This window comes from Flavobacterium sp., from assembly GCF_049240005.1.
Lineage (GTDB): Bacteria > Bacteroidota > Bacteroidia > Flavobacteriales > Flavobacteriaceae > Flavobacterium.
Genome location: NZ_JBMLTK010000058.1, coordinates 35,254 through 53,935, shown reverse-complemented (window position 1 = coordinate 53,935; position 18,682 = coordinate 35,254). Strand labels below are relative to the sequence as shown.

At 36.7% G+C, this 18,682-nt stretch carries 21 protein-coding genes; 7 read left to right on the top strand and 14 right to left on the bottom strand.

The window, feature by feature from the left end:
- Positions 1-23: 23 nt before the first annotated feature.
- Entirely contained in the window at positions 24-500 is a 477-nt protein-coding gene (locus ACOVQQ_RS05905) for an outer membrane beta-barrel protein (protein WP_421817374.1), read from the top strand.
- Positions 501-621: 121 nt separating this feature from the next.
- On the opposite strand, the gene ACOVQQ_RS05900 is transcribed toward ACOVQQ_RS05905, so the two are convergent.
- Positions 622-927: a type II toxin-antitoxin system RelE/ParE family toxin gene (locus ACOVQQ_RS05900; protein ID WP_421817373.1), complete on the bottom strand. Its 306-nt coding sequence runs from the start codon at positions 925-927 to the stop codon at positions 622-624.
- Positions 915-1,097, bottom strand: coding sequence for a hypothetical protein (locus ACOVQQ_RS05895; protein ID WP_421817372.1), 183 nt, complete (start codon positions 1,095-1,097; stop codon positions 915-917). Before ACOVQQ_RS05895 ends, ACOVQQ_RS05900 begins: the two co-directional genes overlap by 13 nt.
- A gap of 475 nt (positions 1,098-1,572) precedes the next feature.
- Between ACOVQQ_RS05895 and ACOVQQ_RS05890 the strand changes: the two genes are divergently transcribed.
- A complete protein-coding gene (locus tag ACOVQQ_RS05890; protein ID WP_421817371.1) occupies positions 1,573-2,268 on the top strand; it encodes an alpha/beta hydrolase in 696 nt (231 codons plus the stop codon).
- The gene (locus ACOVQQ_RS05885; RefSeq protein WP_421817370.1) at positions 2,237-3,112 is read left to right on the top strand and encodes a lytic transglycosylase domain-containing protein; all 876 of its coding nucleotides are present in this window, start codon (positions 2,237-2,239) and stop codon (positions 3,110-3,112) included. Before ACOVQQ_RS05890 ends, ACOVQQ_RS05885 begins: the two co-directional genes overlap by 32 nt.
- A gap of 1 nt (position 3,113) precedes the next feature.
- Here ACOVQQ_RS05885 and ACOVQQ_RS05880 read toward each other — a convergent pair whose 3' ends face one another.
- Complete coding sequence (locus ACOVQQ_RS05880) at positions 3,114-3,809, bottom strand: TlpA family protein disulfide reductase (protein ID WP_421817369.1); 696 nt, start codon at positions 3,807-3,809, stop codon at positions 3,114-3,116.
- A gap of 148 nt (positions 3,810-3,957) precedes the next feature.
- Positions 3,958-4,473, bottom strand: a complete 516-nt coding sequence (locus ACOVQQ_RS05875) for a DUF2892 domain-containing protein (protein ID WP_421817368.1) — start codon at positions 4,471-4,473, stop codon at positions 3,958-3,960.
- Between the two features lie 157 nt (positions 4,474-4,630).
- Here ACOVQQ_RS05875 and rpmH point away from each other — a divergent pair, with 157 nt between their 5' ends.
- From rpmH to ACOVQQ_RS05860, 3 genes are all read left to right on the top strand, one after another.
- Complete coding sequence (gene rpmH, locus ACOVQQ_RS05870) at positions 4,631-4,792, top strand: 50S ribosomal protein L34 (protein ID WP_007136275.1); 162 nt, start codon at positions 4,631-4,633, stop codon at positions 4,790-4,792.
- A gap of 122 nt (positions 4,793-4,914) precedes the next feature.
- A complete protein-coding gene (gene carB, locus ACOVQQ_RS05865; RefSeq protein WP_421817367.1) occupies positions 4,915-7,767 on the top strand; it encodes a carbamoyl-phosphate synthase large subunit in 2,853 nt (950 codons plus the stop codon).
- A 1-nt stretch (position 7,768) separates the two neighbouring features.
- On the top strand, positions 7,769-7,978 hold the full coding sequence (locus tag ACOVQQ_RS05860; protein WP_298144070.1) for a putative signal transducing protein: 210 nt from the start codon (positions 7,769-7,771) through the stop codon (positions 7,976-7,978).
- Positions 7,979-8,121: 143 nt separating this feature from the next.
- Here the strand turns inward: ACOVQQ_RS05860 and ACOVQQ_RS05855 are convergent, their stop codons facing one another.
- The 10 genes from ACOVQQ_RS05855 to ACOVQQ_RS05810 all read right to left on the bottom strand — a co-directional run bounded on the left by ACOVQQ_RS05855 (position 8,122) and on the right by ACOVQQ_RS05810 (position 16,853).
- Positions 8,122-8,412, bottom strand: a complete 291-nt coding sequence (locus tag ACOVQQ_RS05855; protein ID WP_094487436.1) for a type II toxin-antitoxin system RelE/ParE family toxin — start codon at positions 8,410-8,412, stop codon at positions 8,122-8,124.
- On the bottom strand, positions 8,409-8,651 hold the full coding sequence (locus ACOVQQ_RS05850) for a type II toxin-antitoxin system ParD family antitoxin (protein WP_094487437.1): 243 nt from the start codon (positions 8,649-8,651) through the stop codon (positions 8,409-8,411). The genes ACOVQQ_RS05855 and ACOVQQ_RS05850 overlap by 4 nt, the downstream gene beginning before the upstream one ends.
- A 202-nt stretch (positions 8,652-8,853) precedes the next feature.
- Positions 8,854-9,153 carry a type II toxin-antitoxin system RelE/ParE family toxin gene (locus tag ACOVQQ_RS05845; protein WP_421817366.1) on the bottom strand — a complete coding sequence of 100 codons (300 nt, stop codon included), beginning with the start codon at positions 9,151-9,153 and terminating at the stop codon, positions 8,854-8,856.
- Positions 9,146-9,394 (bottom strand): type II toxin-antitoxin system ParD family antitoxin, encoded by a 249-nt coding sequence (locus tag ACOVQQ_RS05840; protein ID WP_421817365.1) that lies wholly within the window; start codon positions 9,392-9,394, stop codon positions 9,146-9,148. The genes ACOVQQ_RS05845 and ACOVQQ_RS05840 overlap by 8 nt, the downstream gene beginning before the upstream one ends.
- A 394-nt stretch (positions 9,395-9,788) precedes the next feature.
- Positions 9,789-10,658, bottom strand: a complete 870-nt coding sequence (locus tag ACOVQQ_RS05835; protein ID WP_421817364.1) for a helix-turn-helix transcriptional regulator — start codon at positions 10,656-10,658, stop codon at positions 9,789-9,791.
- A gap of 48 nt (positions 10,659-10,706) precedes the next feature.
- Positions 10,707-12,980 (bottom strand): GmrSD restriction endonuclease domain-containing protein, encoded by a 2,274-nt coding sequence (locus tag ACOVQQ_RS05830; RefSeq protein ID WP_421817363.1) that lies wholly within the window; start codon positions 12,978-12,980, stop codon positions 10,707-10,709.
- A complete protein-coding gene (locus ACOVQQ_RS05825; RefSeq protein ID WP_421817362.1) occupies positions 12,970-14,892 on the bottom strand; it encodes a DUF262 domain-containing protein in 1,923 nt (640 codons plus the stop codon). Before ACOVQQ_RS05825 ends, ACOVQQ_RS05830 begins: the two co-directional genes overlap by 11 nt.
- 2 nt (positions 14,893-14,894) lie before the next feature.
- Positions 14,895-15,380: an exonuclease domain-containing protein gene (locus tag ACOVQQ_RS05820; RefSeq protein ID WP_421817361.1), complete on the bottom strand. Its 486-nt coding sequence runs from the start codon at positions 15,378-15,380 to the stop codon at positions 14,895-14,897.
- A complete protein-coding gene (locus ACOVQQ_RS05815) occupies positions 15,373-15,672 on the bottom strand; it encodes a hypothetical protein (RefSeq protein ID WP_421817360.1) in 300 nt (99 codons plus the stop codon). Before ACOVQQ_RS05815 ends, ACOVQQ_RS05820 begins: the two co-directional genes overlap by 8 nt.
- Before the next feature lie 32 nt (positions 15,673-15,704).
- On the bottom strand, positions 15,705-16,853 hold the full coding sequence (locus ACOVQQ_RS05810) for an AAA family ATPase (RefSeq protein ID WP_421817359.1): 1,149 nt from the start codon (positions 16,851-16,853) through the stop codon (positions 15,705-15,707).
- A gap of 544 nt (positions 16,854-17,397) precedes the next feature.
- On the opposite strand from ACOVQQ_RS05810, the gene ACOVQQ_RS05805 reads away from it, so the two are divergent.
- The coding region (locus tag ACOVQQ_RS05805) for an ABC-F family ATP-binding cassette domain-containing protein (protein ID WP_421817358.1) at positions 17,398-18,682 on the top strand (1,285 nt) is incomplete at its 3' end.

Sequence of the window (18,682 nt, the reverse complement as noted above, 5' to 3'; positions counted from 1 at the left end):
CTCATAACTAAAAACATTTAATTATGAGAAAATTACTATTTGTATTGGCAGCTCTTGCCGGAACTTTCGCCACACAAGCGCAAGAAACAAAATTTGGTGTAAAAGCGGGTGTCGACTTGGCATCTACAAAAGTGGATCTTGGACCATTAGGTGAGGTAACCGGTTCGGAAACAGGTTATTACTTAGGTGGATTTGCCTCTATTGGTATTTCCGAAAAATTCGCTGTACAGCCCGAACTAATGTACGTATTAATCAAAGATTTCAACTTTTTGAGCGTACCGATTTTGGCAAAGTACGAGTTAGCGGATAGTTTCCATTTAATGGCGGGACCAAGTTTAAACTACTTCACCGAATTGGAAGAAGAGAAGTTTAAAATTAACGTTGACTTTGGTGCGTCGTACGACATTTCGGAGGAGTTCGACGTAAACGCGAAATATTCGCTGGGCACAGGAGATGTGGCTATCAGCGGTATTTTCATTGGTGCAGGCTACAAGTTTTAGTCTGCCGATTTTTTGTTTTAGTTGGAACGCCGAACGTAAAATCCGTTCGGCGTATTTTTTGGATAATTTCTGATTTAGCCATTCATTGTTTGCAATTTTTCTTGATAATCAACATTTATGTTTACATATTAACAATTCCACTTCGTTTTAAATCTCGTGAAGTATGATAAATTGTAAGGATATCTATTTTATTTTCATCAATAATCTTATAAATTATTCTATAATTTCCTTCTATCAATTCTCTGATTGCCAAGTCTTCCTTTTCAGCCACTTTTTTACCTATAAAGGGCTTAGACTTTAAAATTAAGGTTCGGGACTTTAATTTGAGCGTTTGAAGTTGTGCATACTTTTTAGAATCTTTCGCAATATAATCGAAGATGCTTTTTAAATCCTCGACGGCAGTCCTTGTCCAATTTATTTGAACCATTTTTCAAGTTCTTGGTCTAATTCGGTTTCTGTAATAGTATTACCGACCTCCGATTCTCTTTCAGCTTTTTCTATTTTATCCAGCAAAATAAGTCTATCAATCAAATCTTCTATAGAGAACTGTTCTGGAAGTTTATCTAGTGTTACTGCAAGTTGCTTTTTGGTAATCATAAAAAAGTGATTTAAACAAAAGTAAGTTTTTATGTTACAGAAGTAAAAAAGTATGTGTATTTTAACTCAAATTCGGAAAGTAAAAGAGAAAAAAAATACTGAGTTTCTAGAATTTACAACTGCTGAAAGAACAGGCACAAACATGGAAATAATTGTAAGGCCTTTTAGTATTTATTTGTCTTCAGGCACCACTATTCTTTGATATTTCTTACATGTTTTAAAGCAATCGCCGTGGTAACGATTGCCGTGGTAACGATTGCCGCGCCAACGATTAAGCCGATACCCCACAGGCGGTGTAGCGCAGCGGAACTCGCCGAGGAGTAAAGGCGAAAGCGTGCCCGGGCGCCCAAAAAAAAGACCTATAGTTGAAGCTTAATTGATTGGTTTTTTACATTCAAACCGATTTTTATTTAACTCAATCTTTACGCCAAACTTTCGAAGTTAAGCTTAATTTTAGGCATTGATAAACACAAACATGTTGACAACCAAAAAATACGACGTTTATTTGATGCCCGGTTTGGCTGCAAGTCCACTTATATTTGAACGTATTGCACTACCCATCGATCGTTTTAACGTACATTTATTGGAATGGCAAATTCCTTTGGAAGCCGAATCATTGGCCGCTTACGCCGAACGATTATCGAAGAAGGTAACCGGGAAACACATTATTTTAATTGGCGTATCGTTCGGTGGCATTTTAGTTCAAGAAATGAAAAGCTTTGTGAAACCTGAAAAAGTGATTATCGTTTCGAGTGTGAAAAGTAATCTTGAATTTCCACGACGCTTTAAAATTGCCAAAACCACTAAAGCATACAAGCTTTTGCCAATAAAACTACTTTTAAATGTGGAGCAATTAGCAAAATTTAGTTTTGGCGATACTATAAACAAACGTTTGAAGTTATATGAGAAATTTCTGTCGGTTCGTGATGAAAAATATTTGCAATGGTCGATCGAACAAGTAATTTTATGGAATCGAATCGAGGTTGATCCCGAAGTAATACACATACATGGTGATGCCGACGAGGTTTTTCCGCCAAAATACATCAAAAATGCAATTTGGATTAAGGACGGAACGCACATCATGATTTTAAATAAATACAAATGGCTAAATGAAAATTTGCCAAAAATTATAGAACGAAATGAAAACGAATTGGAAAACACTGGCTCTTAGTGTATTGGTTAGCAGCGGAATTATTGCCACATCGATTTTTGCGGTACGGTATCGTTCTAACGATATGAAACATCCGTACGCGCCAACTGCGGCTGAATTCGCTGGAGAACCTACACCGTTACATGTTGAGGATGTTCGCGAACGCTTTGAACGTGAATTGATTGTAAACGCAAATTTGGATGCATCGACCTTGTTAATCATCAAACGTTCGGCACGCTTTTTCCCGATTATCGAACCAATATTGGCGAAAAATGGTGTTCCAGACGATTTTAAATATCTAGCTGTGGCAGAAAGCGCTTTGATGAACGCAACGTCATCGGCCGGAGCCAAAGGATTTTGGCAATTTATGCCGACCACAGCAAAAGAGCGCGGTATGGAAGTAACTGAGTTTGTTGACGAGCGCTATCACGTAGAGAAATCAACCGAGGCAGCTTGTAAGTACTTGCTCGACGCCAAACGCAAATTCGGATCGTGGACACTAGCCGCTGCGTCTTACAACGGCGGTATGGCAGGTGTACAAAAGCAAATGGATATCCAAAACGAAACAAATTACTACGATTTATTGCTCACCGAAGAAACGCACCGGTATGTTTTTCGAATTCTAGCACTAAAAGAAGTCATGAAAAATCCGTCAACTTACGGATTTACTTTTAGTGCCGAGGAATTATACAGACCCATACCAACCAAAAAAGTGGTTGTAGACACCACCATTACAGATTTAGTTCGATTTGCTAAGATGCAAGGAATCAACTACAAAACCTTGAAGTATCACAATCCGTGGTTGCGCGACAAAAAACTACCGAATTTAAATCGCAAACCTTACGAAATCCTGATTCCGCAGTAGATTACTGGTGTGCGATGTGCTCTTTTTTGAGATTGCTCTTAACTAAAACATCGGCAATTTGAGCATTATAGAATTCGAAGTTTAAACGAATAGCCTCTTTAATTGGGGTTTTCTTAGGAATTTGTAATGGCGCGCCTTTGCGAATACTGAGTACTTCTAAATTATCGTTTAAGAAATACGACGACAGATAACCGATTGCATTTTTCATTGTTGCCACCACTTCGGTATCTTTTGAATACGACTCGTTGGCATAGCACACTTCGATGTAGCCGTTAAATTGCGCAGCTACAGCTTTTGCGGCTTGTTTTCGATCCCAAAAAACCACAATGATTTGCAAATCTTTGGCATGCTGCCGCGCTAGTTTGTTCAAAGCGGGTATTTCGCCTTTGTTTATGATACACCACGAGGCATACGTTTGAATGAGTATTAGCTTTTTGATGGAAGAAAGTTTCAATTTTCCGCCGTAAAGACGTTTGAGCTGAAAATCGGTGAAGCGCGTACCTACGAGATGATTATTAACTAAAGTATCAAAAAGGTATTCAGCTTCGGCGGTCTTTCCAACCAAATAAGCTCGATCGCTGATTGCACTGTAGCGTTTGATGTTCTTTCGAATCGCATCGCTGTACGCTTTCTGGTCTGTCTGTGAAAACGACAAACTACCGAGCAAAAACAGTACTAATGGTACAAATTTTTTCATCTCATTCTGAATTGATATTCAGTACTATAGAGATAAAAGTATAAAAAAAACCGACAAACTAACACAAAAGTGTTAAATTTTTCGATTTTTTAATGATTAGAAGAAATATTTAACGAATAAAAACCAAATAATTAACGTAAAAACTACATTAAATCTTTTTCATTTGTTCTTTCATCAACTTGATTTGATCCTTCAGCAAACCTTGTTTGTCTAATTTCTTAGCTTCATTGAGCAAATTGGTAGCTTCAAGTTTTCTGCGACGCGTCATAGCAACGCCGGCAAGATTAAGTTTTGCAATAGCCAAATCGGTATCCATAGATAAACCCAATTCCACGGCTTTCTTGAAGTGTTTTTCTGCCTGGGTAATGTTGGTCTGTGAAAGCATAAGTCCATGTAAGTACTCAAAGTAACCTTGTTGTTTGCGCACCAGTGCTGCTTGTGGATTTTTAATGTATGCCAACCACTTCTTCGCGCCTTCAAAGTCTTGTTTACGCAGTTTAAAGAACGCCAAGATGATGAATTCGTTCTTAAAGTAGAATAAAATGAAAATGAGCGACAGTAAGATTAAGAAAATACCGTTTCCGATTTCAGATTCGGTAAACTGCCAGATAGCCAAAACATTAAGCGCGGCAAAGAGAAATAACTTGATATTTTTGTGATACATGATGATTCCGTTTTGGTCGGCAAAGATACTAATTCCCGAAACTTAAATTATTTTTTTCGCAACGACTTGCCTAACAAAAAAGTCTTCTTATATTTGCACTCGGTTTTTCAGAAACCAAATCCATCAATAGCTAATTTAGATTTTAAAGATACAGGCAATGAGCAAAAGAACATTTCAACCATCGAAAAGAAAAAGAAGAAATAAGCACGGTTTTATGGACAGAATGGCTTCTGCGAATGGAAGAAAAGTTCTAGCGCGCAGACGTGCAAAAGGTCGTCACAAATTAACAGTTTCGTGCGAACCAAGACATAAAAAATAATGAGTTTATCTCTAATGAACTAAGGCGTTACTTTAATCAGTATCGCCTTTTTTTTTAGAATTAAAAAGCGAATATCTAAAGTCTAAAATTTACCTTTACCACAACAACACAACTACAACTATATGCCAAAAGACAACTCCATTAAATCGGTCTTAATTATCGGCTCAGGACCAATAGTTATCGGACAAGCATGCGAATTCGACTACGCCGGATCACAATCAGCTCGTTCCATTAAAGAAGAAGGAATTGAAGTCATTCTGATCAATTCCAATCCTGCGACCATCATGACCGACCCATCCATGGCCGATCACGTTTATCTGAAGCCACTCACCACCAAATCGATCATCGAAATCTTAAAAGCGCACCCACAAATCGACGCCGTGCTCCCAACAATGGGCGGACAAACAGCCTTGAATTTGTGTTTAGAAGCCGACGAAAAAGGCATTTGGAACGATTTTAACGTACGAATGATTGGTGTTGATGTGAACGCCATAAACATTACCGAAGACCGCGAACAGTTTAAACAGCTGCTCGAAGAAATTGGCGTAGGAGCCGCGCCAGCAAAAACAGCAAATTCGTTTCTGAAAGGAAAAGAAATCGCCCAAGAATTCGGATTTCCGCTAGTTATACGGCCGTCGTTTACCCTTGGAGGAACTGGAGCTGCTTTCGTGCATCGCAAAGAAGACTTCGACGATTTACTTACACGCGGACTTGAAGCTTCGCCTATACACGAAGTACTTATCGATAAGGCTTTGCTGGGTTGGAAAGAATACGAACTCGAATTACTTCGTGATAAAAACGACAACGTGGTGATCATCTGTTCCATCGAAAATATGGATCCGATGGGAATACATACCGGCGACTCGATAACCGTAGCGCCTGCCATGACGCTCTCCGACAAAACCTTTCAACGCATGCGCGATATGGCCATTAAAATGATGCGTTCCATCGGAAACTTTGCCGGTGGCTGTAACGTTCAATTTGCGGTTTCGCCGGATGAAAAAGAAGATATCGTAGCCATCGAAATCAACCCACGCGTATCCCGTTCGTCTGCACTTGCATCGAAAGCAACCGGCTATCCGATCGCTAAAATTGCATCAAAACTCGCACTTGGCTACACCCTCGACGAACTTCAAAACCAAATTACAAAATCAACCTCTGCGCTTTTCGAACCAACGCTCGATTACGTAATCGTGAAAATTCCGCGTTGGAATTTCGATAAATTTGAAGGAGCTGATAGAACGCTCGGACTCCAAATGAAATCCGTTGGCGAAGTTATGGGCATCGGACGCTCGTTTCAAGAAGCGCTGCATAAAGCAACGCAATCGCTTGAAATTAAACGTAACGGACTTGGTGCCGACGGAAAAAGCTACACCAACTACGAGCAAATCATCGATAAATTAACCCACGCCTCTTGGGATCGGGTTTTTGTGATTTACGATGCCATTCAAATGGGAATCCCGTTATCGCGCATACACGAAATCACGAAAATCGACATGTGGTTCTTGCGTCAATACGAAGAATTATACCAACTCGAAAAAACGATTTCTACCTACCAAATCGATACGCTTCCAAAAAACTTACTTCTCGAAGGCAAACAAAAAGGATTTGCCGACCGACAAATTGCGCATATGTTGGGCTGTTTGGAGAGTCAGATTTACAAGCTTCGCGAACAATTAGGTGTTAAACGCGTGTATAAACTGGTTGATACTTGTGCTGCCGAATTCAAAGCACAAACGCCTTACTACTACTCTACTTTTGAAGCGGAAGTGGAATTAGCAAACGGCGAACGATTTGTAGCCAACGAAAGCATCGTAACCGAGCGCAAAAAAGTTGTGGTGCTGGGTAGTGGCCCAAACCGAATCGGACAAGGTATCGAATTCGATTATTCCTGTGTTCATGGCGTTTTAGCGGCCAAAGAATGTGGTTTCGAAACCATCATGATTAATTGCAATCCCGAAACGGTATCAACCGACTTTGATACAGCTGATAAACTGTATTTCGAACCGGTATTTTGGGAACATATTTACGACATCATTCAGCATGAAAAACCGGAAGGCGTTATCGTTCAATTAGGTGGACAAACCGCATTGAAACTCGCCGAAAAACTCGCGAAATACAACATCCGAATTCTCGGAACCAGCTTCGACGCCTTAGATTTAGCCGAAGATCGCGGTCGATTCTCAGAACTTCTTTCGCAACTCAACATTCCCTATCCAAAATTCGGAATTGCTGAAACTGCCGATGAAGCTTCTGTTCTAGCCGATTCACTCGACTTCCCACTGCTCGTGCGCCCGTCGTACGTACTTGGAGGTCAAGGCATGAAAATCGTCATCAACAAGCAAGAGCTCGAAGAACACGTAATCGATTTGCTCAAGAACATTCCCGGAAATAAGCTCCTACTCGATCATTACCTCGACGGTGCCATAGAAGCCGAAGCCGATGCCATTTGCGACGGTGAAAATGTGTATATCATTGGTATCATGGAACATATCGAACCATGTGGTATTCATTCGGGCGACTCAAATGCAACACTTCCTCCGTTTAATTTGGGCGAATTTGTCATGCAACAAATTAAAGATCACACGCATAAAATAGCACTTGCGCTAAAAACGGTTGGTCTGATCAACGTGCAGTTTGCCATTAAAGACGATACGGTTTACATCATCGAAGCGAATCCGCGTGCCTCACGAACCGTTCCTTTTATCGCAAAAGCCTACGGAGAGCCTTACGTAAATTACGCCACCAAAGTAATGCTTGGTGTAAATAAGGTAACCGACTTCAAGTTTAATCCGCAATTACAAGGTTACGCGATCAAACAGCCGGTGTTCTCGTTTTCAAAGTTCAGGAATGTGAATAAAGCACTCGGACCGGAAATGAAATCGACCGGAGAATCCATTTTATTTATCGACGATTTAAAAGACGATCAGTTTTACGAATTGTACGCCCGAAGAAAAATGTACTTGAGTAAATAAAGTGATAGAGGTATTCAGCGGCTCCGAAATCTTGGCACAGGCGGTCAACTACAATTTGCGTGAGGCAGGAATTACGGCCATCATACGCAATGAGTATGAATCGGCACGTTTGGCTGGTTTCGGAACGGCTGATGCAGCGGTTAGTGTTTGGGTCTCAAAAGAAGATGTGATTTTGGCGAAAATGGTTGTTGCGAAGATGCTGGAGGAATAGGAACTTTTACTCCTGGAAGTCTATTAAAAACAAGGCAAACTCACTTTGTAATGTTTCAAGATTCTTAGGCAAATTCAAATTTTAATAATTAACCTCAAAGTCGGGAGGTTTTCGGAGCGGATTAGCGCCGGTTACAAGACGTTCTATTCCAGGTGCTGAGAGAAGTCCATCATTTTGTGTAGGATTCTAACAACTTCAATCGTTTCTCTATTCTTTTTGAAAAACACATAATGTGACAAGGCTCGGAAATAGAAGAAGTCTGCCCCAACCTTTGGCATGGGCTTGGCTTTTTCGGGGTTTTCACTGAACAGCTGAATTTCCTCAATGATCGATTCAAAATACTTGCTTGCCTGATTCTCCGACCAGTTCTGAAAGGTGTAGAGATAGATGTCGCTCAAATCATTATACGCCGCTTCGGTAATTCTGTATTTCATGAATGGCGCTTCTTGAGTTCTTCGAGATGCTTTTTCGGGTCATAGTTTTCAACGAATCCACTTTTCTCTCCAATTTCGAGTTCATTTCTGAGCCATTTGATTTTCTGCTCCTCGATTTCCAGCAAACGAAGCGCCGATCTTACTACATCACTTGCAGAACTGTATCTTCCAGAAGCGACTTCCTCATTAATGAAATTATTAAAATGATCTCCGAGCAATATTGAAGTGTTTTTTGCCATAACAACTAGCTTTAAAACAAATATACCAAAGTATGGTATAGGTTGATGTTTTTTGCTCTATTTTTAACAAGATATCTTGTAATATACCGCCGCAAACCGACTGTTGAGAAGCCAGTGAACTGCGTACTGTTTACTTACATAATAATTTTACTTAAAAAACGGACACGAAACCACGAGTATCCAGCCATAGCGAAGTAATTCTTTATTCATCAAATCTGTTTTTCAAGTCCATTCCTTCGTGTAAAATTCTGACCACTTCAATGCTATCGTTTGAAATAACTTGATAAAAAATTATGTGTTTTCCAGTTCTCAACCCAAGTAAATTCTTGCTTATTCTATCGTATTTCTTTCCAAGTTCAGGGTTTTTCCCAATTTGTGTACAAGCAAATTCTAAAGCTGAATAATATTTATCGGCTTGTTTTTCTGACCATTCATCATAAGTATAAACCCAAATTTCATTTAAGTCGTTAATGGCTTCTTGTCTTAAAACAACCTTAGCCATTTTTTATTCTTCCTTCTTTTAATTTTTTCAAATTTTCTTTGAAGTCAAAATTTTCAACGAGTGGGCTTTCTAACCCTTGCTGAATTGCAGCTCGCAGAGCGATTACATTGCTTTCTTCGTCCTCTAAAAGTCGAAGTCCAGCACGAATAACTTCGCTAACATTTTTATAACGTCCAGTTGCAACTTGACTATTTACAAACTGATCAAAATGGTTTCCTAGTGCTATTGATGTGTTTTTCATTCATCATAAACTTTTATCAAAGTTACCAATTTTTGGTAAGTACATAAAGCGCCTTTTGTGAAATTTTAGATTACAGTTATCAAGCGTTGGTTAAAAGTGAATCTTGGGGAAATTGACTATGTTGGTTTGCGTATTATCGATGCCGGGGTCTTTCAGCACAAGTGTTCATTCGCAGAACAAAGCTTTCGGCTACCACAAAACTGTCTGAGGTGACGAAACCCTGCCTAATGCAAATGTGCTTGTAGTGGGATAGAATCAAATGTTTTGGTGAAGGTTGAGAGTTTTGTAAAATTTGGGTATAGTACATCGAAGTCGGGACGGTTTTCGGAGCGGGAGCTCTCTTGGAATTTTTGGTATGTGTTTTGGATTACACGGCTTGTTACTGTACCATGGCTTAGTATTGTCTATACGCTTTTTCGTGTGCCTGTTTAATTTGGTCAGCTAATGATTTAGGTTCAATTACTTTCATGTTGTCACCGAATGAAAGTAGTTCCATAACAAGGTCATGTGTCAGGCAGAGTTTAAGTTTGATTTTCATTTCTACGTCATTGTCCACTAAAACTTGTTGAGTGTCATGCAATGGAAGTGTCTTGATATACTTACCTTGAAATGGGTCAAATGATAGAATGATGTCTTGCGGTTCTTCGTCATTTGGGCTAATAATACCAAAGCAGTAGCGGTAACTTTGCTCAATGCTGTAATTGTCGGGATACTGGTATGTTTGATTTGTTATTTCAAGGTTTGTCAAACGGTCAAGAGCAAAACTTTTTATGTTATTGTCTTTACTGTCTTTAGCCATGATATACCAACGGTTTTTAAACTCCTTTAAAGCATAAGGTTCTGCCAAACGCTGGCTTGATTCTTCTTCCCAAAATTTCTGATAAGTGAATTTAATTTGAAGTCTGTTCTTGATTGCATGAAGTAAACCGTATAAATTGTCTGTTCCTTGTGGTCTGCGTTTTTCCAAATGAATAAATGGTGTTAAATCTTGGGCAAGGTTTAAAGAATTGAACATATCAAACGCCTCCATCATTCTTTGGAAATTCATGTTTTCATTTTCGTTTTGGCTGATGAAATAGCCTTTTTGAGATTTTGAATACTCTATGTCAATTCCAAAAACGTTTCTGATTTCCTTGATATCACGTTGAAGTGTTCGTTTTGAAAAACCAATATTCAACGTATCGTCTTGCATTTGCAGATAGTCAAACTGATTTTCAATATAGGCTTGTAATTCCTCATAAGTTGAATAAGGTTTTACTTTCAACTTTTTGAGAATAAGCAAGTATCTTGATATGTAGCCTCGTTTTGACATTTAATTGAATAAAGAGTTAATAAAATCAATTGCAATTTCAATTCGGTCTTTTTTATCATTGTCTTTTAGTAAGTAAAAATCATTAATTAACTCCAAAGAATATTTTGAAATGATATTGGAAGTTATAATTGAATTAACTGGCATCAACCATCCTTCTAAAGTGCAAGACATTGTCACTCCATTTTTTAAAATTATAGGAGAATTACCAGAATATTGAAGATAACATTGGTTTTCATCGCATATATTTTTATTGTCAATTCTTTGACAAACAGTCAATACAAAAGGACTTATATGATATGCTACTAATGGATTAGAACCCTCAGTGCCTAACATCCTGATTTCACAATCATTTGGCCAAACAAAATAATTTAGCTTTGACGTAAACTCAGGGTATTTCAAAAAATAATACTTATACGACCTATCCGCATTATTAGTAGCTAACCACTCATCAACAATCGCTTGTAATTTATTATCCGTTTCAGGATTTTTAATATTTATGTAGGTATCAAGAAATAATAAAATACTTTTTGAAATTTCCTCTTCCTCATTTGTCAATATGACTGACCAGTTACCATCTTTTCCAAAATAGTAAGTTTCACCCATCTTGGTATCTTTAATAAATAGACCATCAAAACTACAAGCAATTAAAGTTTGTATTCTTAATGTATCCGAAACAGAGATATTCCATATTTCTTTGACTGCTTGAGAATAGTATTGAAGTTTAGGTTGATTCAAAGTTGGTTTAAGTTGATGAATTAAACCTCCAAACTCATCAAATTCTTCCAAATCACGCAAAGCAGAACTTATGTTCGGGATATTAGATTGCAATATTTTTGCTTTTTCTATTTCGTTATTTAAGCTTGCGTCACTAATTCGAGAGCTTTTATTGTTTAAAGTAGGGTCTTGAATTGCTTTGTAAACATCAACTGATGCTAATTGCTCAAAAAGTATCCAATAACTACCGAAGAAATTAATACGAATATTAGTATTGTACTTTGTCTCATTTCTTTGTCTGGTTGCCTGCATTAAATTTCTGATTAACCTAACATAATTAACCAGTTGATTATCTGATGATGAAAGATTATGCTTAATCAAATAATATATAATACTAAAAAGTAAAATTTTATTTCTTGCATCCTCGTTTTTAGTGTTTGAAACAATTCTTTCAAAAAGACTATTCTCTCTTGTTGTGTTCCAAAAAAATGTAGTGATATTTTCAATTGATGCGAAGAAATTATTTATATTCTCTTTTTTCGCTCCTCCATTTAGGCAAAATATATCGTATAGTTTATCTAAACTAGTGAACAGAAAGAGTAGGTTCTGCTCGTTACTAAATACATCTTCATACTGTGTAAAATTATTTTTAAAATCATCAGCATTAGCATCTTTATGCTTTTTGAAATAGAGTATTTGCGTTAAAAATTCAAAATAGTTTGAAAATCCTTCATCAGTAGTCTTTTTGTCACCTCTATAAGCCCAAAATAAATCTGTCCATTCTTTTTCTATCTTATAGGAAAAATAACCTGAATAGGAAATTTCTCCTTTTATTGGATGTTCTAGTTTTTTATTTTTAAAATGTTTATCAATTAATTGAATAAAGTTTGCTTTAAAATTCTCAAATGGTGTGAGTTGTTTGCCTCTCGCATTCATTTTAATATAAAGTTCATCGGTTAGTTCAAATCCTTTTTTTCCTAAATCCAATAGCTCAAAAGAAATTGAGTCCTCGTTAATCAGTTGAGCAAATACGGAAGATGAATTAATACTATTAAATTTATTATGAATGTCTTGAATCATTACAAGCATTGCTTTAACAGTGGGGTCTGTATCCCACTTGTCTCTATACCAAGGTTGGTTTTTAATGGTTTTTATGAATGTGTCATCCCCAGTCGATAAAGGGATGACTATTTCTTCTCTGATTAAAGATTGACAAAATTCTCTTGAACTAATACGAGTATCATATACAAATTGACTTAATTTCGATTTTTCCTCATTACTGACTTTTTCTTTAAATGCAAAATACCAATGCAACAGAAATAATGTCGTCAACCGCTGCTGACCGTCAATGGGGAAAAAAGTATTGTCTTTCACCCTTCCATAAACAAAATCTAAATGCAGTTTTTCGCTATTTGTTAAATACTTAAATATGGCATTTAAAAACTTTTCACGTTTTTCAGATTCTTCTTCACGACCTTGAGCATAGTCCCTTTGAATAATGGGGATGCTTATTTTATTGGAATTTATAAGATTCCAAAATGTTGTATTATTAGTTGCCATTTTCTGTTTCTGTTAAAGTTACAAATGAAAGATAAACTGATTCTATGGCCTTAAAATAAACTTGCCTGTCGTCAGTGTTCCAGAATATCATTTCTCTAGGACTATTAGAATAATATTTTGAAAATGCCCTATGAGTACAAATAGGAACATATTTCCCAAATTTGCTTTCTTTTAAAATATCTCTCTTGATATCAAAAAAGGAATTATTTAGTTGGCTATTTGTGTCTTTATCGACTAAAGCTAAATTGTACAAAGTATGCAATTCTGTTTCTTTAAAATCAGAAATCTCACTATATAAGTTTAGAATTTCCGAAAATAGATTTTTAAATGTTTCTTTATCGTAATTATTCAATAACCCTTCAATTTGTAGCAATACACTACCAATCTTATCTTTATTGTCTCCTGCAAGTTCTCTTATTAAAGACAATGATGTCTTATGTTGCGAAAGCCATATCTTTGCTCTGTCTTCTTCCGCATCAATACTTGGCGGATTTTGCGGATGAATATGTTCTATGCTTGTAATTTTCTCCTTTTTATACAAGTGAAACGGAAATCTCGCATTTTCCTTTCTGTTTTTAATTAAGGCATCAATATTAAATAACAAAAGAACTTTAATAATTTCTGGATTATCTTCTCCGTAAGCTATTTGGTTCAATTGTTTTATAATACCTGTTTCTTTGTCTTTTTTATTGATTTTAACTGAATTTGAGATTCTTTTTTTGATGTTATTTTCAAAATCAGTTTTTGTTAGTTTCAGTTCGATTAATTCTCTGATGAGTCTATCTTTATTTTTCTCATTTGCCAATAAGAACCCTATGTAATGAAATAAGTTATGGTCGTTATACCATTCGTAAAATGTACTGAACATTTCTTTTATTTCTTTCCAAATCTCATTAACTGGTTCTAATATATCTTTACCTTCTTCATTCTTATTCAAAAACTCTGCTCGTTTGTTTATCAGATACTTGTCAAAAATCAAAAACTCAAAATGCTTGGGTTTTTCATCTTTTAATTCATATTGTATCAAATGTTGTTTCTCAAACTCATTCCATTTTTCGGAAAGAAGTTTAAAAATATATTCGATTTTGGAGGAGGGATTATAATCTGTGTCGTTCAAAAAAAGCCAAAATTTTTCATCTTGTAGTGTAGCTTCTATATTGTCCCATTCGGTTGCTATTTCAAATAGGCGTTGTTTTACAAAACGTTCTTCGTTTGTTGGATATAAATCTGCCTGAAGCAATAACGCTTTGATTAATTCAGCATCTGTTAAAGGAATTTTGCCGTCATTTAATCGGGTAAATAATTCAATAGAGCTATCATCATTTTCTTTAATGTTGTCAACTGCTTCGTACCAAATTATCGAAACATTGTATTCTGCTTTTAATAATGTATTTAGAATTTCAACCTTTTGATTATTTTGTTCAAACCACGTATTAATATGTTTATAGGCTAAAGAAATGTGATAAAAATCGACATTTGTTTCATCCACTGAGTCTTTATATGTCTTATTTTGAAAAAATGGATTGCAATTTTCTCTTGTTTCAAAGTCAATAGAATAAATGTCAAGCTTGTTGTTTAAAAGCTTCCTTACATCTTCTAAGTAGTTTAAAATGAGTAGGATTGTTGTAAGTCTTTGTTGACCATCTATTAGTTCCCAACCGTTAATTTTCTGACTGTTTTCTGAATTCCATTCTTTAGCTTTAACAACAACTGGTTGAAGGCAATAAAACTTGCTAACTTTATTTTCTCTATTTTGTGTAGCATTATAATACTCTAAAATGTCATCAAGTAACTCTGTAATTTCCTGCTTGCCCCAGCGATAACCTCTTTGATACCTTGGTACAAAAAAGTTTTCGGAGAGTAAATCTCCAACTGGTCTTATTCTTGGGTTTTCAATTACAAGTTCTTCCATTATTACGAGTTTGATTTATACAAATGTATTTTAAAAAGTTCAGCACATGCCTTAGCATCACTCAAAGCATCGTGATGGTTTAAGTTGATTTTAAATTGCTTGCAAAGTGAAGCTAAATTTTCTCCGTAAATTTTGTAAGTGCAATGTCCGGTAAATTCAGGTGATAAAATTTCATAGTATTCTAGAGTTTGTTTTAAGCAATGGAAGTCAAAAGCAAATCCATTGTGAGCCACAACATTTTGATTTTTAATGAATGGCTCAATAAGGTGCCAAATTTTATCAAATGTTGGTGCAGCTGCTGTTTTTTCGGCAGTAATTCCGTGTATATCAATGAAATTTCTCCAGTAATAGTTATTAGGTGGTTGAACCAAAATAGATAACTGCTCGGTAATAACCTGATTTTCTACACGAACCAATCCAACTTGACAAATGCTCCAACGCTTGCCTTGTGCGGTTTCAAAATCTATGGCAGTGTAGGAACTATGCACTTTTGTAACTTATTCTTTTGCAGTTCTCATCATAGGTTTCAATAAGGCTACCGTTTTTAACTGTAAACGTGTTGCCTGCTGCACCTCTTACCAATTTGCTTCCTTGGCTCATGTATGAAATACGTTTGCATTTTTCGTCATAAACTTCAATTAACGAACCGCTGATAATTACAAAGAAATTGCTTGCTACTCCTACAAGTTCTTTGCTTCCTGCACTCATGTATGAAATTCTTTTGCTGTTTGCATCATAAACTTCAATAAGGCTTCCTTTTTCTCTTACATCTGAAATCATGTTTTACTTTTTTATTTTAATGCCTACTCTGTTCAGTTTTCGGCTAACCTGTTATTGTTTATTGCTTGAAATCCTATTGGATTGCTTTTTCGTGTTTGTTGAAAATCTTTTTCGTCTTGGTTGTATATTGATGTTAATGTCATTGGCTTGTTGATGCTTGTATCAAAGCCGAGTTTGCTTGAAAGTTGTTGGGCTTTTTCAATCTCTAGTTCTTTAAATTCATACTTTGCAATCAATCTTCCTTTTCTCATTAAGGCACTATCAATTTTTGAAATGTCCGTGTTGAAGGAGCAAATTATTTGAACGTTCAAACAATCGGCAAGTAAGCCATCAGAAATATTCAATAATGCTGAAACTGGCGAACTACCGTCCTTTTCTCTATCAACAACAATGTTTTCTGCATCTTCAATTACAAAAATTGAATTTGGATTGTCTATAAGAATTGAAATGAGATTTGGGTTTGTAATGGCACTCGCCATATTTGGAGGTAAGAAAATAACATCCTTTTTTAGCGATGCAATTAAGTATCTGATGTATGATGTTTTTCCTGTTCCTGGTTTTCCATGAAGCAATACCAATCCTTTATCGTTTTTACGAGAAAGTCTTTTTAATATAGTTCGATGAATTTCTTTAAAGTCCTCGTTGTAATTGTCCTCTATACTTAATTTAGGCTTAGTAATTTGTAAAGATTTTGTTTCGATGCCAGACATGCTGTTTACAAGCAATGATATTTCGGGCTTTTGTTTTTGTTTTCTCTTTTTGAATTTGTGGATAGCATTTATAATTTCCTCAACTTTTGAAAGTTCTGTTTTACGATATAAAAACCTAACCGTTGAGCAATTGGTATCAAAGTCAACCATCAAATCATCATAGAGGAAATAAAAAATATCATCAATTTCGGCTTTTTTACTTCTTTTGAAATACCGTTTATCATAATAGAAGTCTTTGATTTCTGATTTGTAGTTTTCAGCAAACCAGTCATTGGCTTTTTTGCAGTCAATGTCAACTTCATGGATAAAGTTAGGGATTGAGTTAAAGTGAGCAACAAATAAAGTAAACTCATTGAGGTATGAACCTGTTCGTTCTGCAAAAACCTCTGAAATAGTCATTTTTGCTGATGTCTTAGCAAGTTCAAATGGTCTGTTAGTTGTTGTGTTAAGAGTTAAGTTATCTGTTTGCATACGTTCTTTGTTTCTAATTTCTTAGACAAAAGTGTAAGCATGAAACGCCAAAGTGTGTCGCTCTGAAAATTTCTTTCTGTGGGTGAGAAAATTTGGCTCTTTTGGATTTACTCACGGTACAATTGATTTTTATTGGTGTTCATGATTGCTTCGCAGTTGCGAAGAGTAGACTTATGTGTCGAGCAAAACCAAATACCTTTTCACCTATTTTGGCACTGTTAAATTGTACTCTTACTTCGTTACTTTTCTTTAACGAATATACACTTTTTCCACCAAACGTTAGTAACGTATGCCCTAGCCCCGGTTGCAGCGGCAGCCCGGAAAAAAAGACGGCTGTGTGAACCGCGTTGCAGTGGCGACCCAAGAAGCCAGCGGCAAGGCGTGTGAACGTGCCGTGTTTTTTGAGGACTACAGCGGAAAACGGGAATGGCTTCTAAAAAACGATTCAAACACCTAAATTCGATTGAAAATAATTGTCGGACGCTGTGGCTGAAAGCGCTAAAAATGGCTTGTTTTAAACTACCTTTGCGCAAATTTTTTGAAAATGCTTACAGTAAACGACGTATCGGTAGAATTTGGTGGAACAACGCTTTTTAGCGACGTATCGTTCTCTATTAATGAAACAGATAAGATTGCATTGATGGGGAAAAATGGCGCAGGAAAATCGACTTTGTTGAAAATTCTTGCCGGAGAACGCAAACCGAGCAGCGGAAGCCTCTCGATGCCGAAAGACACTGTAATTGCGTACCTACCACAACATTTGCTCACACAAGATAATTGTACGGTTTTTGAAGAAACGTCGAAGGCATTTTCGGAAATTTTCAGCATGCGCGATCGCATCGAAGCCATAAACACCGAGCTTACGGTTCGAACCGACTACGAATCGGACGATTACATGAAATTAATCGAGGAAGTAAGCGACCTCAGCGAAAAATTTTACGCCATTGAAGAAATAAACTACGAAGCCGATGTGGAAAAAGTACTGCTTGGTTTGGGGTTTGTTCGCGAAGATTTTAACCGAAAAACCAGTGAATTTTCGGGTGGTTGGCGCATGCGCATCGAATTAGCAAAACTGTTGCTAAAAAAACCCGATTTGATTTTACTCGATGAGCCTACAAACCACATGGATATTGAAAGTATTCAGTGGTTGGAAGGTTTTTTGGTGAATGCAGCAAAAGCCGTTGTGGTAATTTCGCACGATAGAGCGTTTGTGGATAACATTACCAACCGAACCATCGAGGTTACCATGGGACGTATATACGACTACCGTGCCAAATATTCGCATTATTTGGAGTTGCGAAAAGACCGTAGAGCACACCAACAAAAAGCCTACGACGAGCAACAAAAAATGATTGCTGAAAATATGGAATTCATCGAACGATTTAAAGGCACGTATTCAAAGACGTTGCAGGTACAATCGCGTGTGAAAATGTTGGAGAAATTAGTTTTAGTGGAAGTAGATGAAATTGATAATTCGGCACTGAAAATTAAATTCCCACCGGCACAAAAAAGTGGTCAATATCCGGTAGTTGTAACCGATTTAGAGAAAAAATACGGCGATCATATTGTCTTTAAAGGAGCAAATATGGTGATTGAACGCGGGCAAAAAGTGGCGTTTGTAGGAAAGAATGGCGAGGGAAAATCGACCATGATAAAAGCCATCATGAAAGAGTTTGCGCCAGACAGCGGAAGTATCGAAATCGGACATAACTCAATGATTGGTTATTTCGCACAGAATCAGGCGGCTTTGCTGGACGAGAATGTAAGTATTTTTGAAACCATCGACCAAATTGCGGTAGGCGACATCCGTACGCAAATCAAGAATTTGC